Source organism: Caballeronia sp. Sq4a, from assembly GCF_023170545.1.
Classification (GTDB): domain Bacteria; phylum Pseudomonadota; class Gammaproteobacteria; order Burkholderiales; family Burkholderiaceae; genus Caballeronia.
In genome coordinates, this window is sequence record NZ_CP084251.1 from 709,938 (window position 1) to 734,238 (window position 24,301).

Here is a 24,301-nt window from a genome sequence, read left to right on the forward strand (position 1 = left end):
TGGCATCGCCCGAAGCGAGAATCGCACCGGTCACGCTTTTGAACGCTTCTTTTCCGACACCGCGGCCATCGGCTTGTCCCGGCCTCATGCGCATCGTGCAGGCGCGCGACGGCGGGCTCGCGCGCCTGCGTCTTGCCGGCGGCGAGCTCCACGCGCACGCGGCGCATGCCGTCGCGCACGCGGCCGTTAGGTGCGGCTCGGGCGTCATCGAGCTGACCAATCGCGCGAATCTGCAACTGCGCGGCATTCGCGCCGATGCCCACGCGGAACTCGTCGATCTCGCGCTGAACGCGGGCCTCGGTCCACAAGCCGAAGGCGGCGACGACTTGCGCAACGTGATGCTGAGTCCACTCGCGAGCGACGCCACGCGCGGCCTCGCCGCCGCCATCGTCACCGCGATGCAGTCCGATGCCGCGCTGCACGCGTTGTCGCCGAAATTCGCGCTGCAAGTCGACGGCGGCGAACGGCTCGCGATGCTCGATCATCCGCACGATCTGTGGCTTTCCGCGCTCGACGACGGCGCGCGTTACGCGTTCGGCTTCGCGGGCTCGATGCCGCATCGTATGAACGACTCACCCGCGCTCGGCAGCATCGCGCGAGAGCGTGTCGTGGACTTCGTGCTCGCGGCGCTGCGCGCGTTCGTTGCGCTCGCTTCGAACGACGAACATCGCATGCGTGACCTGCTCGCGCGAATCGGCGTGACGCGCTTTCTCGCGATGCTTTCGTTCGATCCTATCGATACGGCCTGGCGTCGCGCGCCGGTCAACGACGCGCTGCGCTTAGGCGCGCATCCGATGCCGGACGGCGCGCACGGGTATGTCGGCGCGCAGACGCAACTGGGACGGCTCGACGCCGCCACGCTCGACGCGCTCGCCGATCTTGCTTCGACACACGCGCAAGGCCGGCTCTTGATGACGCCCTGGCAAGGCGTGCTCGTACCCGGCGTCATGCCGCGACATGCAGAACACGTGCTCGATCGCATGAACGCGCTCGGCCTTATCACGCGCGCAGACCATCCGCTTGCACGCCTCATCGCGTGCGCCGGTTCGTCGGGTTGCGCGAAGAGTCGCGCTGATACCAAAGCCGATGCGCACCGCCTCGCCGCGCTGCTGCCTGTGCACGACGATGTGCATCTAAGCGGCTGCGAACGCTCGTGCGCCGCCGCGCATCCCGTCGCGAACACATTGATTGCGGTGTCGCCTGGACGCTATGACTTGTATGTCGACGCGCGCCTCGTCGCACCAAACGTATCTATCGAAGAGGCGGCCGCGTGGCTCGCCCGGAGCCATGCCGATGCTTGACTATATCCGCGACGGCGCCGAGATTTATCGCCAGTCTTTCGCGACGATCCGCGCCGAAGCGAACCTGAGCGCCATTCCGCCCGACCTCGAAAAGCTCGCCGTGCGGCTGATTCACGCGTGCGGCATGGTCGATATCGTCGACGATCTGCGCTTCTCTCCCGGCGCGGGCGACGCGGGACGCACGGCTCTCGCAGCCGGCGCGCCGATACTCTGCGATGCCCGCATGGTCGCCCACGGCATCACGGAGGCGCGTCTTCCGGCCGGTAACCGCATCATCTGCACGCTCGGCGATCCGTCCGTGCCCGAGCGCGCCCGCGCGATGCGCAACACGCGTTCTGCCGCTGCGCTCGAACTCTGGCGGCCGCATCTGCAAGGCGCGGTTGTCGCGATAGGCAACGCGCCTACCGCGCTCTTTCATCTGCTCGACATGCTCGATGCCGGCGCGCCGAAGCCCGCGCTCATTCTCGGCTTCCCAGTCGGTTTCATCGGCGCGGCGGAATCGAAGGCGATGCTCGCAGCCGACAGCCGCGGCGTGCCCTTCGTCGCATTACACGGACGACGCGGCGGCAGCGCGATGGCCGCCGCCGCAGTCAATGCACTTGCTTCGGAGAACGAATGATGAGCGGACGCCTGTATGGTCTCGGCGTCGGTCCAGGCGACCCCGAACTCATTACCGTGAAAGCGCTGCGGCTTCTGAAGTCCGCGCCGGTGGTCGCGTATTTCGTCGCGAAGGGCAAGAAGGGCAACGCGTTCGGCATCATCGAAGCGCATCTCGACGACGCGCAGACACGCCTGCCGCTCGTGTATCCGGTGACGACCGAAGCGCTCGAACCGCCGCTGTGCTACGAGACGATCATCAGCGCGTTCTACGACGAAGCCGCGCTCGCCATTGCGGATCATCTCGAAGCGGGCCGCGATGTGGCCGTGATCTGCGAAGGCGATCCCTTCTTCTACGGTTCGTACATGTATCTGCACGACCGTCTCGCCGGACGTTTCGATGCGCATGTCGTGCCCGGCGTATGTTCGATGCTGGGCGGCGTGTCCGTGCTCGGCGTGCCGCTCGTTTATCGCAATCAGAGTCTCTGCGTGCTGTCCGGCGTGCTGCCGGAAGACGAGTTGAAGTGCAAGCTCGAAGCATCCGATGCTGCCGTCGTGATGAAGCTCGGCCGCAACTTCGACAAAGTGCGGCGCGTGCTCACCGATCTGGGGCTGGACAAGCGCGCGCTCTATGTCGAGCGCGCGACGATGGCGAATCAACGGATCGTGCCGCTCGATGAAGTGGATCCGATGGCGTCGCCCTATTTCTCGCTGCTCGTCGTGCCGGGGAAGAAATGGCAGGCATGAACGCGGCGTCATCGATCGCGATCGTCGTGCTCGGCGAAAGCGCGCTTCCTGTCGCGCGCCGCATTCAGGCGCGTTATCCGGGGTCGCTCGTGCATGGTCTCGCCAACCGGGTTCATGCCGATATCGCCTACGACGATTTCGGCGCGCACGTGCGAGCGCTCTATCTGGCAGCCACGCCTATCGTCGCGCTGTGCGCGGCTGGCATCGTCATTCGCTCGCTCGCGCCTTGTCTCACGAACAAATGCGCGGAGCCGGCAGTGCTCGCGGTCGCGCAGGATGGCAGCGCCGTCGTGCCGCTGCTCGGTGGCACGAGCGGCGTGAATGTGCTCGCGCGCGAGATCGGCGCGGCGCTCGATATCACGCCCGCGATCACGACGAGCGGCGAACTGCGCTTCGGCATGTGCCTGCTCGCGCCGCCCGATGGCTACGCGCTGGCGGATATGGAGCGCGGCAAGCGTTTCGTGTCCGATCTGCTCGCGGGCGAAACCACGCGCGTGGAAGGCCATGCACCGTGGCTCAATCAGGCCGACTTGCCCCGCGCAGAGGACGCGCGCCTTGCCGTGCGCATCACGCCGCATGTGATGAACGACGAGAGCAGTCTCGTGATTCATCCGCGTTGCGTGGCCGCGTGGATCGAAGCGCAGGACGATGCGACTGCTGATCGCGTTCAGCATGCATTGCGCGAGCACGGGCTCTCGCCGCTTGCGCTTGCCGCGCTGGTCGCACCGACAGAAAGCATGACGTTCGATGCGCTCAGCGATGCTGCCAACGCGCTCAACGTGCCCCTTCGCTTCAGCAGCGAACAGCCGCCTAATGACGCGCTTCGCGCGAACGGAATCGCGCTGAGCGTGGGCCACGCGCCTCTCGACGTGGAGTCCATCGGTCGCGCGCGTGGCACGTTGACCGTCATCGGTCTAGGCCCCGGCAGCGCAGACTTGATGACGCCTGCCGCACAAGCCGCGCTCGCTTCCGCGCACGACGTTCTCGGCTATGAAACGTACGTGCGCATGGCCGGCCCGTTTCGCGCAGACCAGCGCATCCACATGACGGATAACCGCGAGGAGTTGCAGCGCGCACGACATGCGTTCGAACTCGCGAGCGAAGGGCGAAAGGTCGTGGTCGTATCGTCGGGCGATCCCGGCGTCTTCGCGATGGCTGCCGCCGTGCTCGAAGCGCTCGACGAGGGATGGGCAACGCATGCCGAATGGGCCGCCGTGAAACTCGCTATCGTGCCGGGCGTGTCCGCGTCGCTCGCAACGGCCGCGCGCGCGGGCGCGCCGCTCGGCCATGACTTCTGCGTGCTGTCGCTATCGGACAACCTCAAGCCCTGGGACGTGATCGAGCATCGCATCCGGCATGCAAGCGAAGCGGATCTCGTGATGGCGTTCTATAACCCGCTATCCAAGGCGCGACCGTGGCAGTTCGATCGCGCAATCGACATCGTGCGCGAGTATCGCGACGCGGCTACGCCCGTCGTGCTCGGCCGCGATGTGGGACGTCCGGCAGAAACGATGCGCGTCGTGACGCTCGGCGAATTGCACGGCGGTCTCGTCGATATGCGAACGATGGTGATCGTCGGGTCGTCTAAGACGCGCGTGATCGGCGACGGCGAATGGGTCTATACGCCTCGCTCGTATTGAAGCGATTCGGCGGGTATATGCTGCGCGCGCCAGTCGAGCGCCAGCGCGTGCGCCCCGCCGACCCGCACGCGTCCTTCCTCGAAATCCACCACGACGATACGGTCCGCAAGCGCGGGCGCCGCGGGCCGCTCGTTCGTGCGTCCATCGCTCAACAGCCACAGCCAGCGGCGTTGCGAAGGCTTGCGACGCGCGGCTCGCGCAAGCACGGTCGATGCCGTCGCTAATCCGAGCGTGAGCGGCGTGCCGCCTCCGCCGCCAATCGGCGCGATCCAGCGGTCATTGAACCAATGCGCCGTTCCCGGCTGACGACGCACTTCCGCGCGTCCCCCGCCGAAGCACACCAGCGCGACCTCCGCGCGTTCGCGATACGCGCGGTCGAACAGCGCGATCAGCAAGCCCTTCGCGCGCGCGAGGCGTTCGCCGCCGAGCATCGAGCCGGAGCAATCGAGCACGAAGCAATGCAGCGCGGATGCTTCGCCTTGGCCGCGTCGATAGCGCAAGTGACCGGCATCGAAGCGTGCGTTGCGTTTGGCGCGCAGCGTCGCCATCCAGTCGACCGATGCAGTAGCGAGCCCTTCACGCCCATGTTCTCGCCCACGCGAACGCGCCTCCTGCCATCGAAGACGATGCGCGTTCGCATCGGCGTCGGGCCTTCGATGGCTCAGGCTTTTTTTGCGGCGAGCGGCCTGACCTGCTTGACCTTCGCGATGCCGACGGGCTCCGGCGGCATGTAGCCCCAGTCGCCGCCTTGCGGGGTATTCGCGCTGCCTTCCGGGCGCGATGATTCGCGCGATGTTTCACGATTTGGCGCCTCAGGCTCGCGCCGGCGATGCCGCAATACCGCATCGGCCACGCAATCAACATGCTTCGTTTCGACGTATTCCGCGCCTTCGAGCGCCGCGAGCGCACGCGCCGCGCGCAGCATCACGAGATCGGCTCGCAGGCCATCGACGTTGGCTGCAATGCACAGCTCGCTCACATGCGCATGCACGACGTCATCGAAATCGAACTGGTCGAGTGCCGCGCGCGCCGCTTCGATGCGTTCGGCGAGCGCCGCCTGATTATCCGCATGCTGCGCGCGAAATGCTTCGGCATCCGAATCGAATGCGAGTCGCGCCTTGACGATCCGCTGGCGCACGTTGGCGTCGAAGCAGTTCGCGAGTTCGACGGCAAGCCCGAAGCGATCCAGCAATTGCGGGCGCAGTTCCCCCTCCTCCGGATTCATCGTTCCGATCAGCACGAACCGCGCGTCATGCCGATGCGATATCCCGTCGCGTTCGATGATATTCACGCCGCTCGCTGCCACGTCGAGCAGTTGATCGACGAGAGGATTCGGCAGCAGGTTCACTTCGTCGACATACAGGACGCCGCGATGCGCTTTTGCGAGCAAGCCCGGCGAGAACTTCACGCCGCCATCGCGCAACGCGCTTTGAATATCGAGCGTGCCGATGAGTTGCTCCTCGCTCGCGCCGAGCGGCAAGGTGACGAGTTTTCCTTCCGGCAAGAGTTCAGCGAGCGCGCGCGCCGCCGTGGATTTCGCCGTGCCGCGCGGCCCGCTCACGAGCACGCCTCCCAATGACGGATCGACAGCCGCGAGCAGCAACGCCTGTTGCAACGGCGCTTGCCCGACGAGCGCGGTGAAAGGAAACGCGGGGAAAAATGAGGTTTCGTTCAAGTCTGTCGGCCTTCGAGTTGCTGCTCGACATCGAGCAGATGCTGCGTCACGGACTGCCGATAGGCGCCGGGTTCCTGCCACAGCCCGCGCTGCATCGCTTCGAGCAGGCGCTCGCAGATCGACTGGAGCGCGTGCGGGTTGTGCCGCGCGATGAATTCGCGCGTACCGGCATCGTTCACGTAGGCATCCGTGACCAGCGCATATTGATGATCGGAGACGACGCGCGCGGTGGCATCGTAACCGAAGAGATAATCGACCGTCGCGGCGAGTTCCGACGCGCCTTTGTAGCCATGCCGCTTCACGCCGTCGATCCACTTGGGATTGACCACGCGCGAGCGCACGACACGCGCGATCTCTTCGTTCAGCGTGCGCATGCGCGGCGCGGCGGGGTTGCTGTGATCCGCGTTGTACGCCTGCGGCTGCACGCCCGACAAGTAACGCACGGCCGCGATCATTCCGCCCTGAAACTGGTGATAGTCGTTCGAATCCAGCAAGTCGTGCTCGCGGTTATCCTGATTCTGAAGCACCACATCGAGTGTCGAGAGCCGCGCGCCGAAGGTAGACCGGGCTTCGGCGCCGTCGACGGCTTGCGAATAGGCATAGCCGCCCGTGCTTTGATAAGCGGCGGACAGGTCGGCATCGGTTTCCCATTGCTTCAGGTCGATGAGTTCTTGCAAGCCCGCGCCGTACGCGCCCGGCTTCGTGCTGAACACGCGCCAGCCGGCACGCAGCCGAGCTTCCTTGGCATCGACGCCGCGTCCAATCAACTCGTCGCGCTCACGCAAAATACGCGCGCGAATCGGATTGACGTCTTCCGGCTCGTCTTCGAGGTCCGCTATGGCCTGCACGGCCGCATCGAACAGATGCATGAGATTCGCGAACGCATCACGGAAAAAGCCGGATACGCGCAGGGTAACGTCGATGCGCGGCCGGTTGAAGATGGAGATCGGCAGAATCTCGAAGTCGGTGACGCGATGGCTGCCCGCCGCCCATTTCGGCCGCACGCCGATGAGCGCGAATGCCTGCGCGATGTCGTCGCCGCCGGTGCGCATGGTGGCCGTGCCCCACACGGACAGACCGATGGCACGCGGAAAATCGCCGTGGTCCTGCACGTGCCGCTCGACGAGCAAGTTCGCGGACTTGAGCCCGAGCGACCAGGCGGCTTGCGTCGGCAATGCGCGCGTATCGACCGAATAGAAGTTACGCCCCGTCGGCAGCACGTCGGGTCTGCCGCGCGATGGCGAACCGCTCGGCCCCGGCGGAACGAAGCGGCCCTCGAGACCGCGCTTAAGTTGCAGTGACTCTTGCGGTCCGCATGCATCGAGCCGCGCGAGCACATCGCCATGTAAGCGCGCGAGCACGCGTTCCGTATGCAAACCGGGCGCGGCCGCTTCGCCTTCGAGAAGTTGCATGGCGAGGCATTCCAGCCGCTCCCGCGTGTCGCCGTGATGACGCCAGGGAGCATCACTCATCGACTGCAATGCCTGCGGACGCGGTCCCTGCCACGACGCGGCCCAGTCGGCGTCGAGCGGATCGAAGTCATCGCCTAATTGCAGATCGCGCGCGAGCGCGGTGATGAGGCTGGCGTTCGCGCCCTGACCGTCGCCGATCGGAAAACGCCCGAGCGCAAGCAGCGTATCGCGCCGCTGCACGCCTTGCGGAGACACGCCGAAAACATGGAGTCCATCGCGAATCTGCGCTTCTTTCAGCTCGCACAGATACGCATCGGCGCGCGTGAGCAACGCGTCTTCGCCCGATGTATCGCGCGGGGCATCGAGGCCGAGCTCTTCGTGCAGCTTGTTCTCGACGATGCTCGCGAGTATGGACTTGCGCAACAGCTTCGCGCGCCGAACGTCGACCATCAATGCTTCGTAGTACTCATCGACTTGCCGTTCGAGGTCTTGCAGCGGACCGTAGTTCTCGGCGCGCGTGAGCGGCGGCATCAGATGATCGATGATGACCGCTTGCGCCCGCCGCTTGGCCTGACTGCCCTCGCCCGGATCATTGACGATAAACGGATAAAGATGCGGCATCGGCCCGAGAATCAGATCAGGCCAGCACGATGCCGACAGCGCGACGCTCTTGCCCGGCAGCCATTCCAGATTGCCGTGTTTGCCGACATGCACGAGCGCGTCCGCGTTGAAGCGCATGCGCAGCCAGAAATAGAACGCGAGATAGGAGTGCGGCGGGACAAGTTCGGCATCGTGATAGCTCGCGTAGTCGTTACGCTCGCGCGACCGCGACGGCTGAATGCCGACGAACACTTCGCCGCAGCGATAGCCCGCGATCATGAAGCGGCCGCGCCTCAATGTAGGATCGTCTTGCGGCGCGCCCCAGGTCTTTTCGAGCGCGGCGCGTGCATCGGCGGGCAACGCGCGATAAGCGTCGAGATAGTCGTCGAGCGAAAGGCTTTGCAACGCCGGTCGCATATCGCGAACCACGGGATCGTTCGTCACGCCTTGCGTCAATGCGGCGATGAGCGCGTCGCCGCTCTCCGGCAATTCGCCCACGCGATAGCCTTCGCGGGCGAGCATCGACAGGATGCCGACCGCGGATGCCGGCGTATCGAGTCCCACGCCGTTGCCGATGCGCCCTTCGCTCGCCGGATAGTTGGCGAGCACGAGCGCAATGCGCTTCTCGTGGTTAGGCGTATGCCGCAGCTTGCACCAGCGGCGGCTCAACTCGGCGACGAAGCGAACGCGTTCGGCATCGGCCTGATAACGGACCACGTCCACTTGCGTCTGCGCGCAGTGATACGCGAGTCCCTTGAAGCTGACCGCGCGCGTGATGATGCGGCCATCGACCTCGGGCAGCGCGACATGCATCGCTACATCGCGCGAGTTGAGGCCGTGGTTGTCCTTTTCCCAGTCTTCGCGATTGCCGCCGCTCAGTATCACTTGCAGCACGGGCGCATCGCCCGCAATGTCGAAGTCTTCGCTTTCGCCGATCACGCTCGCTGCAAACGCAGTCGTGTTCAATACGAGCGATGCGCGATGCTCCATGCACAAGCGCGCGATCACTTCGCGGCTCACGTTTTCCTTGAGGGAAGCAATCGCGATCGGCAGCGGATTCAGCCCTTCCTTTTCAAGCGCTTCGATGAGCGCATCGAATACAGCGGTGTTGCCCGCCTGCAGATGCGCGCGATAAAACAGGATCGCGACGACGGGCGCGCCGTCGGTCCAGCGCGCGCGCCAGTCGTCGATTGCGGCGATGTCGCGCTCGGGATGATAGATGGCCACGGCAGGCAGCGGACGCGGCGCTTGCGGCGCGCGACCGAAGCCGAACGCGTGATAACCGATCGCGCGCAGGAATTCCTCGGCATTGCCCGCGCCGCCTTCGCGCAGATAGCGTGACAACTCTCGGCAGAACGCGGCATCCGCGGTACTTTTGCTGATCAGATTCGGGTCTTCGGTGAGATCGCCCGAGAACATGGCGAGCATCTGCTTCTCGCGCTCGGCGAGCGCCACGATTCGCTCGATGCCATAAGGCCAGTACGATTCACCGCCGAGATGATCGACGATGACGACGCGTGCATGACGCAATACATCGTCGACATAGAAGTCGACCGATGCGGGCTGGCGCAGAAACGATTGATTCGCGAGCCGCACCTCGGGAAAGCCCGGCTCCAGACGCGGAAACACGCTTGCAAGCAGCGCGAGCGTGGTATCGGCCGAACTTAGCACGACGATCGGTGCGCGCGTCTGCTCGATACGCATGACGCCTGCTGCGTCATCGACGAAACCTCCGGGCGTCGTGCGTAACAGATGCATTGCGTCAGGCCTGCGCGAGCGCGTTCGCCAGCGCCGCGTTCAACGCTGCTTGCAAGGTTGGACCATCGAGGTCTTCTCCGATCAGCACGAAGCGGCTCGCGGCTTCGCCTTCGTTCCAGCGCCGGTCGAAATAGCTGTCGAAACGCCGGCCCACGCCTTGCACCACGAGACGCATGCCCGCGCCCGGCAGCGCGGCAAACCCTTTCACGCGATAGATCGTGTGGCTCTCCACGAGCGCCTGCAACGCCGCAATGGCCTGTTCGCGCGATTCCACTTGTCCTTCGACGACGACCGAATCGAATTCGTCATGGTGATGGTCCACGTGGCCTTCATCGTCGGCAGAACCGTGATGATCGTGGCGAAGATGAATGCTGTCCTCGGACGCCGATTGCAGACCGAGCAGCGCATGCAGATCGAGCTTGCCCATTTGCGCGGGCACGACCTTCACTTGCGGCGGAATCTCGGGCCGCACGAGTGCCTCCACGCGGCGCAGTGCGTCGGCGTCCATGAGGTCGGTCTTGTTGACGATCACGAGATCAGCCGAAGACAGTTGATCTTCGAATAGCTCGTGCAACGGCGATTCGTGATCGAGATTCGGATCGGCCTTGCGTTGCGCATCGACCGCTGCGGGGTTCGCGGCGAACTGTCCGCTTGCGGCGGCAGGACCATCGACCACCGTGATCACGGCATCCACCGTGAACGCATTCTTGATCGACGGCCAGTTGAATGCCTGCACGAGCGGCTTGGGCAACGCGAGGCCCGACGTCTCGATCAACACATGATCGATGCGCTCTCGGCGTTCCAGCAACTGCTCCATCACCGGATAGAACTCTTCCTGCACCGTGCAACACAGGCACCCGTTAGCGAGCTCATAGAGATTGCGCTCGGAGGACCCGGCTTCGTCGTCGCAACCGATGCCGCAACCCTTCAGGATTTCCCCGTCTATGCCGAGCTCGCCGAATTCATTCACGATGACAGCAAGGCGCAAGCCCTGCGCATTCGACATGATGTGGCGCATCAAGGTGGTCTTGCCGCTGCCGAGAAAGCCGGTCACGACCGTGACGGGTATCTTGCGGGTTTGCATCGTCGCTCCGTGGCTCGTGTGTGCGTGCGTCGTGCGTGCGTCGCGCGAGGAAGGTATCGCCGGCGAGATCTGCGGGAAAAAGCGCACGACTGATGGATCATGGACCATGCCGCATCCCCGCGGCGTGAACCCTGCGAAAGTCTGGCCGGTATCCGGGCTTGCGACCTCGTTGCGCAGCCTTCCTGCCATGTACCGACAGTGGCTTCGTGCGCAACGCGCGATATCGTATTTGCCGATACCGCCGGTCGCTTACCGTTGCGGGGGCAGCGCAGGTTGGCGCGCGTCCGTTCACATGATGAACGCATCCGCTTCCTGCTTCCCGTTTAACTGCATGCGAAAGAAGCTCGCACGCGGGCACCAGAACTGCGTGAAGTCTAGGCTGCCTGCGAAAGAGCGTCAAGGAAGCCGGCGCCGAAACCGGTGCATGTGGTATCGTTGGCGCGCGACTGGTGCTCGCGCGTTCACACGAAACGCGCAGTTAAACGGGAAACAGGAAGCGGCGTCTTCACGATCATGCAAGCGCTCGCCAACCTGTGCTGTCCCCGCAACGGTACGCGACCGGCGGTATCGGCTTGCATGATATCGCGCATGGCGCACACGGCCACTGCCCGTTCACGGTGGGAAGGCTGCGCGATGACGGACGCAAGCCCGGATACCGGCCAGCGCAGGGGACGAAGCGCATCTCGCCATCATGATGCCTTCGCCGAACGCCGCCATCCGCGAGGGACGCATGCGCGGCGCACGCATTCCGTCCATTCGTTCGATGATGCTTCCTTGCGTGAGCCGACGCCATCTCGCCGTCGGCATCGGCTGCAAACGCGGCGTAAGCGCCGATGCGATAGAAGCGGCCGTGCTTCGTGCGCTTCATGCGCTTGGTGCGCTTCAAGCACCGGAACTCACGTTCGCGCACATCGCGGTGGTCGCGAGCATCGACATCAAACACGACGAAGCCGGCTTGCGTGTTTTCTGCGAGCGTCATGCCCTGCCATTGCGCCTTTATCGCGCGGACGAGCTCGCGCACATGCCCGCCGAGGGCGTGTGCGAGCCTAGCGCGCTGCTTGCGAGCGAGGGCGGAGAGCTTGTGGTGCCGAAGATGATCGACGGTCATGTGACCGTCGCCATAGCAACGAAGAAAGCCTGAAAGAGCCCATGAAAACCGATACGGAATCGCATCTGCGCATGACGCAGCGTCGCAAGGAAGGCCACGAAAAGAAGCAGGCCGCCGCCGATCACGAGAAGGGTCTCCTGATCGTCAACACAGGCAATGGCAAGGGCAAGACCACGGCCGCTTTCGGCATGGCGGTGCGCGTGCTCGGGCATGGCATGAAGCTCGGCGTCGTTCAATTCATCAAAGGCGCGCTGCATACGTCAGAACGCGATTTTCTGAGCGCGGTCGCCAATTGCGATTTCGTGACGATGGGCGACGGCTATACATGGAACACGCAAAACCGCGAGGCCGACATGGCGACCGCGCGCAAAGGCTGGAACGAAGCGCGGCGCATGATCGAGAGCGGCGAATATCAAATGGTCGTGCTCGATGAGCTCAACGCCGTGCTCAAGTACGAGTACTTGCCGCTCGACGAAGTGCTCGATGTGCTGAAGGCGCGTCCCGCGATGCTGCATGTGGTCGTGACGGGCCGTCATGCGCCGGATGCGCTCGTCGAACTGGCCGACCTCGTCACGGAGATGCGGCTCGTGAAGCATCCGTATCGCGAGCAGGGCGTCAAGGCGCAACGTGGCGTCGAGTACTGAACTCATGCCCTCCTGCCCCGCACTCTTCATCGGCGCGAGCGCGTCGCATCAAGGCAAGACCACGGTGACGGCCGCGCTTGCGCGTCATCATGCGCGGCGTGGCCTGCGCGTGCGCGTATTCAAGACCGGTCCCGATTTTCTCGATCCGATGATTCTCGAACGCGCATGCGGATCGCCCGTCTATTCGCTGCATCTGTCGATGGTCGGTCTCGACGCATGCCGCGCGTTGCTCGCAGAGGCCGCGCGCGAAGCCGATCTGATCCTGATCGAAGGCGTCATGGGTCTCTTCGACGGCACGCCGAGCAGCGCCGACCTCGCTGCCGCGTTCAACGTGCCGGTGCTCGCGGTGATCGGCGCGCATGGCATGGCGCAGACGTTCGGCGCAATCGCGTTCGGATTGGCGCGTTATCGCGCGGACGTGCCGTTCCATGGCGTGCTAGCCAACCGCGTTGCATCGGCGCGGCATGCGCAGATGTTGGCCGAAGCCATCCCCGATGGACTGCGCTATTGCGGGCATCTTTCGAATGCAGAGGACATCGCGCTGCCCGAGCGTCACCTGGGCTTGACGCAAGCGCAGGAAGTGGCGGGACTGGATGCGCGTCTCGATCGCGCCGCCGATGCCATTGCCGCTACCACGCTTGCCGATCTACCGCCGCCTGTGCGCTTCGAGGACGCGATGCAGGAAGCGCCGCCGCGTTTGCTCGAAGGCTTGCATATCGCCATGGCGCGCGATGCTGCGTTTTCATTCGTCTATCCGGCCAATATCGACTTGCTGCACGCAATGGGCGCGCGCGTCAGCACCTTCTCGCCGCTCGCCGATGAACCCGTGCCCGCCGATGCCGACGCGCTCTATCTTCCCGGCGGCTATCCGGAACTGCAAGCGGCCACGCTCGCCGCGAACCTTCGCACGCGGACAGCGATTCAAGCGCATGTGGCGCGTGAAAGAGCCGTCGTCGCTGAATGCGGCGGCATGCTGTATCTGCTCGACACGCTGACGGACGTGGAAGGCACGAAGCATGCGATGCTCGGTCTTCTGCCCGGCAACGCCTTCATGCAGCGCCGTCTCGCGCGTCTTGCAATGCAAAGGCTCGATACCGCGCATGGCGCGCTCACCGGCCACACGTTCCATTACTCCACGCTCGATACACCCATGCAGCCGCATCTGACCTCGAAGCATGCAACGACAGGCGCCGAAGGCGAAGCCCTCTATCGCCATGGTCCGATCACGGCCACGTATATGCACGCGTATTGGCCATCGAATCCGGCCGCCGCCGCGGCGCTCTTTCGCGGTGAATCGCTATGACGATCATCGACCTCGCCTTCACCATTGCACGCGCGAAGTCGCAAGAGCCGGTCGGTTCGCCGTGCACGGGCGTATGCAAGATCGATCCCGCACACGGTCTGTGCGCGGGATGCTTCAGGAGCCGCGAAGAGATCAAGTCGTTCCGTTCGATGGACGATGCCGCGAAACTCGCGCTATTGGATGAATTGCCCGCAAGGCAAGCGGCATTGTCGCGAGAAAACGCTTAGACGGCCGCCACTTTGCGCAATGCGGGCCGCTCGAGTTCGCGGGCAGCGAGCGCGCCGAACAAGAGCCCGAGCGTCGTCCAGATGATGACCTGAATGCCGATGGCCGCGATGCGAAAGTTCCAGAGCAACGACGCCGAGAAGCCGGCCGGCACTTCTTCGATACGCGGCAGCGCGAACTGCGCAAGCAGCATCGATGCGATATAAAAAGCGCCTGCGATCATCGTCGCGTTCCACTCGCCTCGCCGCACGCGCAGCCGCCTTTGCAGCGCGACGGCGAACACCGCTGCCGCGATGGAGAGGGCCAACATGCCGAAGAACAATGCGGTGCGCGGACCGATCGTCGCCGCGTTGCCGACCGACGGCGGGTTCGGCGGATACTTCAGGAAAGGCACGACCGCCACGCTTAAGAAACCGAATATCGCGAGCAACGCGGATGTGCCGCGCGCATGCAATGCGCCGAGCCGTCCATAAGCGAACGCGAAGACGAGCGAGAAAATGCCGCCGAGCGCAGCGCTGAATACTGCCACGCCGGTAAAGAGACCCAGACCGGCCTGCGTGTCCCGGCTCACCAGTTCTTCATCGCCGTCGTGATCGTGTGAATGAGCCGTGGCTTCCTGAGGGCTATGTCCATGCGCATGTTCTCCTTCGAACGCGATGGCCTGTGCAACGAACGGCTCACCGACGAGCTTCGCAAAGCCGAAGCCGAGCAGGCCCGCGACGAGACCCGCGATCATGCCGCGTATCAACAAGCTGCGAATCATGACGCGCCCTTAGTGGCAGGGAAAGCCGAGCAAGTGCCGGCCGTCATGCACGAATTCGTGAACGTACATGCCGGAGAAGATGGACGTCGCGCCCTGCTCCGCGCCGACGAAATAGATGGCGATCAAAAGGATCAGGCCGATGAACACGGCCCAAGGCAAGACTTCACGTACCGGAATAGGCACCGGCGCATCGACGGCGGGCGAAACGGAAGCGGCGGAATAGACCGGCGCGTGAGCGACATTCATTGAGTTTCTCCGAGGGAAAAGCGCGTCCCAATAGACGAAAGAGCTTGCAGCGGGGTCTGACTCGCGGACTGTCGTTCTCACGAAAGCCGCTTACAGTGGCGCGACCGTGCCGGGCTTGCACCGGCTTCCTCGCACTGCAAGCTTGCCATTCTAGGACGATTGCGGGCAAAGTAAAGCAACGATGCGCCCATTGCCTCCTTCATTGAACCTCACGCTTCTCTGCCACGCCGCCACGCACGCGATGAAAGCCGCCCGCTTTCCGACGGGCGAGGAGCCGCCTGCATGCGATGACCGCGCGGCGCTTGCGCAGCGCTTCGCGCATTTCGACGGCCGCGTGATAGCGAGTCCCGCGGCCGTTGCCCGCGCGACGGCCGAATGGATAGCAAGCAGCGTCGAAACGTGCGACGCCTTCAGCGATATCGACTACGGCCGCTGGCGCGGGCATGCGATACGCGCCATCGCCGACAAGGAGCCTGAAGGCATGAGCGCATGGCTCACGAATGTCGACGCGCGGCCGCACGGCGGCGAGAGTATTGCGATGCTGTCCGAACGCATTGCGAAAGCGCTGGCAACTCTTGTGCACGACAATGCCCGCACCGAACGTTATTTGATCGTCACGCATGCCATCGTCGTCAAAGCCGCATTGGCGCATGTGCGAGGCGACCCGCTCGAATCCATCTTCGCGATGGACTTCGCGCCCCTGTCGTCCATATCGCTCGACTATGACCGGCGGTGCGGCGTCTGGACCGTGGCCTGAACTTCGTCGTGCGGCTCGGGCTCCAATGCAATTGACGGCATGACGCTGTCGATATCGCTCAAGGAGGCTCACATGGCGCACTATGTGGATGGATTCGTCGTACCTGTCCCCATCGGCAAGATCGACGCGTATCGCGTCATGGCCGAAGAGGCGGGCAAGATCTGGCTGGAGCACGGCGCACTGCAATTCGTCGAGAGCATTGCCGACGACGTGAAGCCCGGGGAAGTCACTTCATTTCCGCAGAGCGTGCAGTTGAAGGAAGGTGAAACGATTGCGTTCTCGTGGATACTCTATGAATCGCGCGAGCAGCGCGACGCAGTCAACGCAAAGGTCATGAATGACCCGCGTCTGAAGGCGATGATGGAGCACGGCGAGCCGCCGTTCGATGCGAAGCGCATGTTCTTCGGCGGATTTGCGACGATAGTCGAACTGGCGCGCTCTTAAGCCTTCGTTCGTTCAATCACCACAAAGGGAAACGTCGACATGTATATCGCCATGAATCGCTTCAAGATCGTGCCCGGCGCCGAAGCCGACTTCGAGCGCCTATGGACGAGCCGCGACACGCATCTCAAGGACGTCGCCGGCTTCGTCGAATTTCATTTGCTGAAGGGCCCGGCCAAGGACGATCATGTCCTCTATTCGAGCCACACGATCTGGGCGAATCGGGCGGCGTTCGAAGACTGGACGCGGTCCGACGCCTTTCGCGCCGCGCATCGCAACGCAGGCGGCGAGACGCGCCAGCTCTATCTCGGGCACCCTGAATTCGAAGGCTTCGAAGTCATTCAGACCGTCAAGTAGCACGTTTCTTTTACACGTTGATGAAAGAATGTGCTTAAAGACCGTCTGCCATGACCGCTTTCGGCGCTTCGAATCAGGCCTTTGCTCCGCGCGCCATGCGCTGCAAAGTAGAGGAATCGATGGCGGCGGCGCAAATGCGCACCGCCTCTTTTAGCGTACGTGGCCGTCCCGCGCCGAATTCCGTCTCCAGCATGGCGACGGCGCGCACGCGTTCCTCGTTGCCGAGCTGTTCGCCCGTCGCCATCTCGAGGACGGAGATGAAATAAGCGGCGGGCGGCGCGGCGCGCCCCTGCACAGAAGGCGCCGGCGCCCGCGCAACCGCAAGGTCGTTGCTATGGGCGGTTCGGTATTCTGCCGGCCATGCTGCCCGGTCGGTGTCGATTCGACTGTTCATTGATCTGTTCATTCGCTGGAGTGCTTGAGCGCCGTCGCGCAATCGTCATCGAGCAAACTTACAGCAAAGGTTGTTCCACCTGTCACCCGGCTTGGCTCTGGTCGGACAAAACTGCCCTCGCAACGCGGCAGGCCGCGAGGTCCCAGGCCGCGCATCCGACCGACTTGAAAACCACCGGAACGTCGAGTCTTTCATGCGATGCAAGCGCCGTCGCGAGCGGCCGCACCACGTTCCAGTCGATTCCGGCGAGGATGAAATCGCCCGCTTCGTGGCGCGCGCCTGCGAGATCGTCGACGAACAAGGCGCTGGCTTGAACGGTCGAAGCGGCGATTTCGGCGGCATCGGCGGTGAATGCACCTACGCCTATCACGAGTCGCGCCGCGCTGGCCGCAAGCGTGTACACGGGGGTCTTGCTGGTGGTCGTGGTAATCACCACGTCGATGGAGTCCGGTATCGCCGGACCTTCGAGCGGGATCAGGTTCGGCGAAAGCGCGGCATGGTCCGCGCAGAAAGCACTCGCGCGCCCCGCACGCGAGCCGAGAATGAATAGGCGCGCGTCCGGATACAGGCTTGCGAGCGCTTCCACATGCGACACCGCCTGCTTTCCGGTGCCGATCACAAGCACTTCGCGTGGAATGTCGGCCGCCAGCGCGCGTATCGCCAGCATGGAGACCGCGGCCGTTCTGCGACCCGTGACCGTGGGACCGTCGAGCATGAACTGGGGCACGCCCGTGGTGGCGTCGAAAGCGGTGACCTGACCGTGAATCGTTGCGAGGCCGCGCGCGCCATTGCCCGGGCACACGTTCACTAGCTTGTGCATGGCAATGTCGGCGGCCGTCGCGGGCATCGAGAGCATCACCCCGCCGTGCGCGAGCGGGACGACCATCCGCTCCGGACTCTCGATGCGGCCGGCTGCATAATCGAGCATCGTCGCGGCAAGCGTATCCGCCAAGCGGTCGTAAGGCAGAAGGCGCGCGGTTTGCGCCGCGTCGAAAAAGGGAATTGCGCCAGGTGTGTCGATCATCGTGCGGTTCGCCTCTGGAATGGTTGTGCCATCGTGATGCCATCAAACGCTCGTCCATTCTAAGGGTCGCGCGGCTCGTGTCATAAAGCGCGCGGCTTCATACAATGAATGACGCGAGATGACGCGGAAGGCGGTGTCATACGACTGCCATGCGGGAACGTCACCATCGGGCGTTCTGCGCCGCCCGCACACTGCACCAAGAGCAGGCCATAGCACGCACATGGAGCATTCAATGACGACGACGGACAAGCAGCGCCGCTTTCACGCCGACCTGATCGACAGCTACGACGAAGAGTTCGAGATGGAAATCGACGATCGCTTCCTCGATGGCGAAGCGGCGTTCTCGGACGAAGAGCGGCAGCTTCGCAAGACCTATTTCCGCGAGTTGTTCCGGCTACAGGGCGAGTTGGTGAAGCTACAGGACTGGGTGGTTCATACGGGCCACCGGCTTGTCGTGATCTTCGAGGGGCGCGATGCCGCCGGCAAGGGCGGCGCGATCAAACGCATCACGCAGCGGTTGAATCCGCGTGTCTGCCGCGTCGCCGCCCTCCCCGCGCCGAACAATCGCGAGCGCACGCAATGGTACTTTCAGCGATACGTCTCGCACTTGCCGGCGGGTGGCGAGATCGTGCTGTTCGACCGCAGCTGGTACAACCGCGCGGGCGTCGAGCGCGTGATGCACTTCTGCACCGACGAAGAGTATGAGGAATTCTTTCGCTCGGTACCGGAGTTCGAGAAGATGCTGGTGCGTAGCGGCATCCAGATCATCAAGTACTGGTTCTCGATCACCGACGACGAACAGGAAGTGCGCTTTCAGGCGCGAATCGAAGATCCGCTGAAGCAGTGGAAGTTGAGTCCGATGGATCTGGAGAGCCGCCGTCGCTGGGAAGCGTACACGGCGGCGAAGGAAGTCATGCTGCAACGCTCGCATATTCCCGAAGCGCCGTGGTGGGTCGTTCAGGCTGTCGACAAGAAGCGGGCGCGCCTCAACTGCATCCATCACCTGTTGAGCCAGGTGCCGTATCACGAGATCGAGCACCCGCAGATCACGCTGCCCGAGCGCGTGTTCAATCCCGATTATCTGCGTCAGCCCGTGCCGGAATCGATGTACGTCCCCGAAGTGTATTGAGTAAGTTCAGCAGCAGTGACGGCAGGCGATGCGCTCCACCGCCGTGCCGCCGCGCTGACGCAGCGCCGCCTGATGCACGAAATGATAGACCTGCTGCGAGCCTCTGAGCAGCACCACGAATGCAACTTGCGCGAGATTGAAGTCGAGCGACACCATCAGGCGCGTTAGAAGAAGCAGTGGCAGGACCACTGACGGTTGATATAGCTGTCTTTCGATCAAAGCTCTCATAGCACGCTCCCGTTCCCATGATTGAGATTCTAGGGATCGCGTCGTGCGGGATAAATGGGCGCCAGGTGAAGACATATGTTCCTCGCGACGAACAATCGCCTTCATGACAAAAGCCCCGCTTCGAGCGGGGCTTTGTGCGTTGGCGTTACTTCTGCGCGAGGCTCGGTTCTGGCACGGGCGTGGGCATTGCATCGCCCCAGCCGCCGCCTAGAGCCCGAACGAGGTTGACGGTCGATACCGCCTGCGCGCCCGCGAGCTGAACGGCCGCGCGCTGCGATTGCAGCACCGTGCGGTCCGCGTCGATCACGTCGAGATAGTTCACCGCGCCCTCCGTGTACTGCCTGCGCGACAGTTGCGCGGCGCGTACCGACGCATTCACCGCATCGGCTTGCGTCGCCGTCTGCGTTTCCAGAATGCGCAAGTCCGACAGGTTGTCCTCGACTTCACGAAACGCCACAAGCACTTGCTGGCGATAATTCGCCACGTCCTCTTCGTAGATGGCGCGCGCATTGGCGAGGTTGCCCTTGCGACGCCCGCCGTCGAAGATGGGCAGGTTCAGCATGGTGCCCGCGAACGGTCCGAGCAGGAACGTGCGGCTCGACCAGTTGAAGAGATCGCCGAGCGTGGCGGATTCGAAGCCGCCCGAGCCCGTCAGCGTGAGCGACGGAAAGAACGCCGCTTTCGCCACGCCGATTCGCGCATTCGCCGCCGCCATCGACCGCTCCGCTGCCGCAATGTCCGGGCGACGTTCGAGCAAGGAAGACGGCAAGCCAGGCGGCACGTGCACGGTGACAGGCTTGAGCGGATTAGCGGCCATCGAAAACTCGGCGGGCGTCTTGCCGAGCAACACCGCGAGACTATGCTCGGATGCCGCCCGCAGCCGTTGCACGGTCATCGCATCCGAACGCGCGGTCGCGAGTTCCGACTTGGCGCGTGCGACATCCAACTCGCTGATATCGCCTTCGGCGAACCGTCGCTCCGCGAGCTTCAGCGCTTCTTCACGCAGCGTCACGGTGCGCGTGTACACGTCCAGTTCGGCATCGCGCTCGCGCAGCTCGAAGTAGTTCTGCGCGACATCCGCCTGCAACGCGAGCTGCACGGAACGGAACAACGCTTCGCTTTGCTGCGTGTCGGCGTTGGCGGCCTGCACGGTATTGGACGCGCGCCCGAACAGATCCACCTCGTACGACACGCTCGCCTGCGCGCGCCACAACGTCTGCGCCGGAACGTTAGCGTTCGGAGGCAGGAACTGCGATGCGGGCGAGAGCTTCTCGCGCGTCGGACCGAAGCCTGCGTCGAGTGTCGGAAACAGCCCCGCGCGCGCGGTCTGATTGATCGCCCGCGCTTCCTTCACGCGCGCCGCCGCGGCTTTCAGGTTCTGATTGGCTTCTTGCGCCTGACGTTCCAGATCGTTGAGCGTGGCATCGTCGAAGAGCGTCCACCATTCACCGCGCATCATCTCTTCCGAAGGCTGCGCGGTCTTCCAGGTGCCCGCTTCCGAAGGCGCGAGCGTCGGCGTTTCTTTATAGGCGCTCGGTGCGTTGACGTCCGGCTTTTCATACGTGGGCGCGAGCGAACATCCTGCGACCACCAGCAACGCGCTCATCAACGCGGGCAAACCCAGCCATTTTTGTATAGGCATCTTGTTCATTATCGACCTCATTGCGCCTCGTACGATGCGCCGATACCGCGCATCTGCGGATGCGTGCCATGCTTGTCCGTCACATGTTCGGTGCGGCTCAGCTTGCGCAGGATCACGTAGAACACCGGCGTGAGCATCAGGCCGAAGAGCGTCACGCCCAACATGCCGAAGAACACCGCGACGCCCATTGCGTGGCGCATTTCAGAGCCTGCGCCCGACGACAACACGAGCGGCACCACGCCCATGATGAACGCGATGGACGTCATCAGAATCGGACGCAGACGCAGGCGGCTGGCTTCGATTGCGGCCTGCACGATGGAGCGCCCCTGCATTTCCAGTTCGCGTGCGAATTCGACGATCAGAATCGCGTTCTTCGCAGACAAGCCCACGAGCACCATCAAGCCGATCTGCGTGAAGATGTTGTTGTCGCCGTCGGTGAGCCATACGCCGAGCAGCGCGGACAAGATACTCATCGGCACGATCAGGATGACCGCGAGCGGCAGCGTCAGGCTTTCATACAGCGCGGCCAGCACGAGGAACACGAGCAGCACGCTGATCGGAAACACCCACAGCGCCGCATTGCCCGCGAGGATCTGCTGGTACGTGAGATCGGTCCATTCGAACTTGATCCCGCGCGGCAGCACTTCCGCAGCGATGCGTTCGGCCGCCGCCTGCGCCTGCCCCGACGAATAGCCGGGCGCGGGACCGCCGTTGATGTCCGCTGCCGTATAGCCGTTGTAGCGCACCACCATTTCGGGGCCATACGTCGGCGAGACTTTCACGAGCGACGACAAAGGCACCATGTCGCCATTCGCATTGCGCGTCTTCAGCAGGCCGATGTCCTCCGGATTCGCGCGGAACGGCGCATCCGCTTGCACGCGCACCTGATACACGCGGCCGAAGCGATTGAAGTCGTTCACGTACAGCGAGCCGAGATACACCTGCATCGTGTCGAACACGTCGGTGACGGAGACGCCCAGTTGCTTCGCCTTCACGCGGTCCAGATCGACGTTCAGCTGCGGCACGTTGATTTGATAGCTGGAGAACGTCGGCCCGAGTTCCGGCGTTTGCGATGCACGCTTGATGAATGCCTGCGTGGCATCGGCGAGCGCCGCATAGCCGAGCGCGCCGCGATCTTCGAGCTGCATCTTGAAGCCACCGAGCGTGCCCAGGCCGAGCACCGGCGGCGGCGGGAACACGGCGATGAACGATCCCTTGATGCCCGCATACTTCTGATTCAGCGCGCCTGCGATGGCGTTCGCGGAAAGCGCCTTGTCATGCACGCGGTCCTTGAACGGCTTGAGCGTGACGAACACGATGCCCGCGCTAGACGAATTGGTGAAGCCATTCACCGACAAGCCCGGAAACTCCACCGCGCTTTCGACGCCCGGCTGCTTCAGAGCGATGGCGCTCATTTCGCGGATCACGCCTTCGGTGCGGTCGAGCGATGCGCCGTTCGGCAACTGCGCGAAGCTGATCAGATACTCCTTGTCCTGCGCGGGCACGAATCCGCCCGGCACGATCTTGCCCATCAATACCGCGCCGCCGAGCAGCACCGCATAAAGCACCATCATGATCGCCTTGCGGTTGATGACGCCTTTCACGCCCTTGCTGTACGACTCGGAGCCACGATGAAACACCGCGTTGAAGCGCCGGAAGAAGCCCCCGAACACGCGATCCATGCCGCGCGTGAGCCAGTCCTTCGGCTCGTCGTGACCCTTGAGCAGCAGCGCGGCCAGCGCGGGCGACAGCGTCAGCGAGTTGAACGCGGAGATCACCGTCGAGATGGCGATGGTCATCGCGAACTGCTTGTAGAACTGGCCCGTCAAGCCGGACATGAACGCGAGCGGCACGAACACGGCCACCAGTGTCAGCGCAATCGCGATGATCGGCCCGCTCACTTCTCGCATGGCCTGATACGTCGCCTCTCGCGCGGACAAGCCCGCTTCGATATTGCGCTCGACGTTCTCGACCACCACGATCGCATCGTCCACGACGATACCGATGGCGAGCACCATGCCGAAGAGCGACAGCGCGTTGATCGAGAAACCGAATGCGAGCAGCAGCGAGAACGTACCCACGATCGACACCGGCACGGCGAGCAGCGGAATGATCGACGCGCGCCACGTCTGCAGGAACACGATCACCACGAGCACGACGAGCGCAATGGCTTCCGCGAGCGTATGGATCACGGCTTCGATACTGGAACGCACGAACTGCGTCGGGTCATAGACGATCTGATATTCGAGGCCCGCGGGCATGTCCGCCTGCAGTTCCTTCATCGTCTTGCGCACTTCGTCGGAGATTTGCAGGGAGTTCGCGCCAGGCTGCTGATTGATCGCGATAGCCACGGCCGACTTGTTGTCGAGAAGCGAGCGCAAGCCGTATTCGGATGCCGCGAGTTCGACACGCGCGACATCGCCCAGATGCGTGACCGCGCCGTCCGGTGACGTTTTCAGCACGATATCGCGGAACTCCGACTCGTTCTGCAAGCGGCCGCGCGCATTCACGTTCAGTTGCAGCGGCACGTTAGGCAGCGTGGGCGAACCGCCGATCACGCCGGCCGCGACCTGCACGTTCTGCTCGCGAATGGCGTTGACGACATCGGTCGCCGTCAGGCCGCGCTGCGCGACCTTTTGCGGATCGAGCCATACACGCATCGAGTAATCGCCCGAGCCCCACAGTTGCACTTCGCCGACGCCGGCGATGCGTTCGAGCCGGTCCTTCACGTTGATCAGCGCGTAATTGCGCAGATACGTCATGTCGTAACGGCCGTTGGGCGAGTTCAGGTGGACCACCATCGTGAGCGTGGGCGACGACTTGATCGTCGTCACGCCGAGCCGCTGCACGTCTTGCGGCAGACGCGGCAACGCCTGATTCACGCGGTTCTGCACGAGCTGCGTGTTCTTGTCCGGATCGGTGCCGAGCTTGAAGGTGACCGTGGTCGTCAGGTTGCCGTCGCTGTTGGCCTGCGACTGCATGTAGAGCATGTCCTCTACGCCGTTGATCTGCTCTTCGAGCGGCGAAGCGACGGTCTCTGCGATCACCTTCGGATTCGCGCCCGGATACTGCGCATGCACGACCACCGAAGGCGGCACGACTTCCGGATACTCGGAGATCGGCAGCCTGAACATCGCGATGATCCCGGCCAGCAGCACGACCACCGATAACACGCCCGCAAAAATCGGGCGGTCGATGAAGAATTTGGATATGTTCATGACGGGTT

23 protein-coding genes and 3 riboswitches are annotated in these 24,301 nt (G+C 63.6%); of the genes, 12 read left to right on the forward strand and 11 right to left on the reverse strand.

Features of this window, described 5'->3' with window-relative positions; all coding sequences use genetic code 11:
* Nucleotides 1–86: 86 nt before the first annotated feature.
* Genes cobG through cobJ form a run of 4 tightly spaced genes read left to right on the forward strand, consistent with a single transcriptional unit; the run spans nt 87 to nt 4,285 of the window.
* Nucleotides 87–1,301 (forward strand): precorrin-3B synthase, encoded by a 1,215-nt coding sequence (gene cobG, locus LDZ24_RS17230; RefSeq protein WP_248322457.1) that lies wholly within the window; start codon nt 87–89, stop codon nt 1,299–1,301.
* Nucleotides 1,294–1,920, forward strand: coding sequence for a precorrin-8X methylmutase (locus LDZ24_RS17235; protein WP_248322458.1), 627 nt, complete (start codon nt 1,294–1,296; stop codon nt 1,918–1,920). The genes cobG and LDZ24_RS17235 overlap by 8 nt, the downstream gene beginning before the upstream one ends.
* Complete coding sequence (locus LDZ24_RS17240; protein WP_248322459.1) at nt 1,917–2,645, forward strand: precorrin-2 C(20)-methyltransferase; 729 nt, start codon at nt 1,917–1,919, stop codon at nt 2,643–2,645. Before LDZ24_RS17235 ends, LDZ24_RS17240 begins: the two co-directional genes overlap by 4 nt.
* Complete coding sequence (gene cobJ, locus LDZ24_RS17245; RefSeq protein WP_248322460.1) at nt 2,642–4,285, forward strand: precorrin-3B C(17)-methyltransferase; 1,644 nt, start codon at nt 2,642–2,644, stop codon at nt 4,283–4,285. The genes LDZ24_RS17240 and cobJ overlap by 4 nt, the downstream gene beginning before the upstream one ends.
* On the opposite strand, the gene LDZ24_RS17250 is transcribed toward cobJ, so the two are convergent.
* The 4 genes from LDZ24_RS17250 to cobW form a co-directional block, all read right to left on the reverse strand.
* The gene (locus LDZ24_RS17250) at nt 4,264–4,833 is read right to left on the reverse strand and encodes a VWA domain-containing protein (protein WP_248322461.1); all 570 of its coding nucleotides are present in this window, start codon (nt 4,831–4,833) and stop codon (nt 4,264–4,266) included. The genes cobJ and LDZ24_RS17250 overlap by 22 nt on opposite strands.
* 113 nt (nt 4,834–4,946) lie before the next feature.
* The gene (locus LDZ24_RS17255) at nt 4,947–5,960 is read right to left on the reverse strand and encodes an ATP-binding protein (protein WP_248322462.1); all 1,014 of its coding nucleotides are present in this window, start codon (nt 5,958–5,960) and stop codon (nt 4,947–4,949) included.
* On the reverse strand, nt 5,957–9,730 hold the full coding sequence (gene cobN / locus LDZ24_RS17260) for a cobaltochelatase subunit CobN (RefSeq protein ID WP_248322463.1): 3,774 nt from the start codon (nt 9,728–9,730) through the stop codon (nt 5,957–5,959). Before cobN ends, LDZ24_RS17255 begins: the two co-directional genes overlap by 4 nt.
* Before the next feature lie 4 nt (nt 9,731–9,734).
* Nucleotides 9,735–10,814, reverse strand: a complete 1,080-nt coding sequence (gene cobW, locus LDZ24_RS17265; RefSeq protein WP_248322464.1) for a cobalamin biosynthesis protein CobW — start codon at nt 10,812–10,814, stop codon at nt 9,735–9,737.
* 125 nt (nt 10,815–10,939) lie between these two features.
* Nucleotides 10,940–11,191, reverse strand: a riboswitch (cobalamin riboswitch).
* 53 nt (nt 11,192–11,244) lie between these two features.
* Nucleotides 11,245–11,493: riboswitch (cobalamin riboswitch) on the forward strand.
* A 12-nt stretch (nt 11,494–11,505) separates the two neighbouring features.
* Here cobW and LDZ24_RS17270 point away from each other — a divergent pair.
* From LDZ24_RS17270 to LDZ24_RS17285, 4 genes are read left to right on the forward strand one after another with little or no spacing between them, the layout of a single operon-like run.
* Nucleotides 11,506–11,955: a cobalamin biosynthesis protein gene (locus tag LDZ24_RS17270; protein WP_248322465.1), complete on the forward strand. Its 450-nt coding sequence runs from the start codon at nt 11,506–11,508 to the stop codon at nt 11,953–11,955.
* An 8-nt stretch (nt 11,956–11,963) separates the two neighbouring features.
* Entirely contained in the window at nt 11,964–12,566 is a 603-nt protein-coding gene (gene cobO / locus LDZ24_RS17275; protein ID WP_248322466.1) for a cob(I)yrinic acid a,c-diamide adenosyltransferase, read from the forward strand.
* A gap of 4 nt (nt 12,567–12,570) precedes the next feature.
* Nucleotides 12,571–13,869 (forward strand): cobyrinate a,c-diamide synthase, encoded by a 1,299-nt coding sequence (locus LDZ24_RS17280; protein WP_248322467.1) that lies wholly within the window; start codon nt 12,571–12,573, stop codon nt 13,867–13,869.
* Entirely contained in the window at nt 13,866–14,096 is a 231-nt protein-coding gene (locus tag LDZ24_RS17285) for a DUF1289 domain-containing protein (RefSeq protein WP_206469483.1), read from the forward strand. The genes LDZ24_RS17280 and LDZ24_RS17285 overlap by 4 nt, the downstream gene beginning before the upstream one ends.
* Here LDZ24_RS17285 and LDZ24_RS17290 read toward each other — a convergent pair.
* Together LDZ24_RS17290 and LDZ24_RS17295 are read right to left on the reverse strand one after the other, a co-directional pair.
* A complete protein-coding gene (locus tag LDZ24_RS17290; RefSeq protein WP_248322468.1) occupies nt 14,093–14,857 on the reverse strand; it encodes a CbtA family protein in 765 nt (254 codons plus the stop codon). The two genes, LDZ24_RS17285 and LDZ24_RS17290, sit on opposite strands and share 4 nt — an antisense overlap.
* 9 nt (nt 14,858–14,866) lie before the next feature.
* Nucleotides 14,867–15,103, reverse strand: a complete 237-nt coding sequence (locus tag LDZ24_RS17295; protein WP_248322469.1) for a CbtB-domain containing protein — start codon at nt 15,101–15,103, stop codon at nt 14,867–14,869.
* A 30-nt stretch (nt 15,104–15,133) separates the two neighbouring features.
* Nucleotides 15,134–15,257, reverse strand: a riboswitch (cobalamin riboswitch).
* Nucleotides 15,258–15,284: 27 nt separating this feature from the next.
* Between LDZ24_RS17295 and LDZ24_RS17300 the strand changes: the two genes are divergently transcribed.
* The 3 genes from LDZ24_RS17300 to LDZ24_RS17310 all read left to right on the forward strand — a co-directional run bounded on the left by LDZ24_RS17300 (nt 15,285) and on the right by LDZ24_RS17310 (nt 16,658).
* The gene (locus LDZ24_RS17300; protein ID WP_371747427.1) at nt 15,285–15,860 is read left to right on the forward strand and encodes a histidine phosphatase family protein; all 576 of its coding nucleotides are present in this window, start codon (nt 15,285–15,287) and stop codon (nt 15,858–15,860) included.
* 72 nt (nt 15,861–15,932) lie between these two features.
* On the forward strand, nt 15,933–16,304 hold the full coding sequence (locus LDZ24_RS17305) for a DUF1428 domain-containing protein (protein ID WP_248322471.1): 372 nt from the start codon (nt 15,933–15,935) through the stop codon (nt 16,302–16,304).
* Between the two features lie 39 nt (nt 16,305–16,343).
* Complete coding sequence (locus LDZ24_RS17310; RefSeq protein WP_175941445.1) at nt 16,344–16,658, forward strand: antibiotic biosynthesis monooxygenase; 315 nt, start codon at nt 16,344–16,346, stop codon at nt 16,656–16,658.
* A 73-nt stretch (nt 16,659–16,731) separates the two neighbouring features.
* Here the strand turns inward: LDZ24_RS17310 and LDZ24_RS17315 are convergent, their stop codons facing one another.
* Both LDZ24_RS17315 and lhpI read right to left on the reverse strand, forming a co-directional pair.
* Nucleotides 16,732–17,052, reverse strand: a complete 321-nt coding sequence (locus LDZ24_RS17315) for a hypothetical protein (RefSeq protein WP_244140097.1) — start codon at nt 17,050–17,052, stop codon at nt 16,732–16,734.
* 82 nt (nt 17,053–17,134) lie between these two features.
* Nucleotides 17,135–18,076 carry a bifunctional Delta(1)-pyrroline-2-carboxylate/Delta(1)-piperideine-2-carboxylate reductase gene (gene lhpI, locus LDZ24_RS17320; protein ID WP_248322472.1) on the reverse strand — a complete coding sequence of 314 codons (942 nt, stop codon included), beginning with the start codon at nt 18,074–18,076 and terminating at the stop codon, nt 17,135–17,137.
* A 232-nt stretch (nt 18,077–18,308) separates the two neighbouring features.
* On the opposite strand from lhpI, the gene ppk2 reads away from it, so the two are divergent.
* A complete protein-coding gene (gene ppk2 / locus LDZ24_RS17325) occupies nt 18,309–19,205 on the forward strand; it encodes a polyphosphate kinase 2 (protein WP_175941441.1) in 897 nt (298 codons plus the stop codon).
* Between the two features lie 6 nt (nt 19,206–19,211).
* On the opposite strand, the gene LDZ24_RS17330 is transcribed toward ppk2, so the two are convergent.
* The 3 genes from LDZ24_RS17330 to LDZ24_RS17340 all read right to left on the reverse strand — a co-directional run bounded on the left by LDZ24_RS17330 (nt 19,212) and on the right by LDZ24_RS17340 (nt 24,293).
* On the reverse strand, nt 19,212–19,433 hold the full coding sequence (locus LDZ24_RS17330; protein ID WP_175941439.1) for a hypothetical protein: 222 nt from the start codon (nt 19,431–19,433) through the stop codon (nt 19,212–19,214).
* Between the two features lie 145 nt (nt 19,434–19,578).
* Nucleotides 19,579–21,084 carry an efflux transporter outer membrane subunit gene (locus LDZ24_RS17335; protein ID WP_305854709.1) on the reverse strand — a complete coding sequence of 502 codons (1,506 nt, stop codon included), beginning with the start codon at nt 21,082–21,084 and terminating at the stop codon, nt 19,579–19,581.
* Between the two features lie 8 nt (nt 21,085–21,092).
* Nucleotides 21,093–24,293 carry an efflux RND transporter permease subunit gene (locus LDZ24_RS17340; protein ID WP_175941435.1) on the reverse strand — a complete coding sequence of 1,067 codons (3,201 nt, stop codon included), beginning with the start codon at nt 24,291–24,293 and terminating at the stop codon, nt 21,093–21,095.
* Nucleotides 24,294–24,301: the final 8 nt, after the last annotated feature.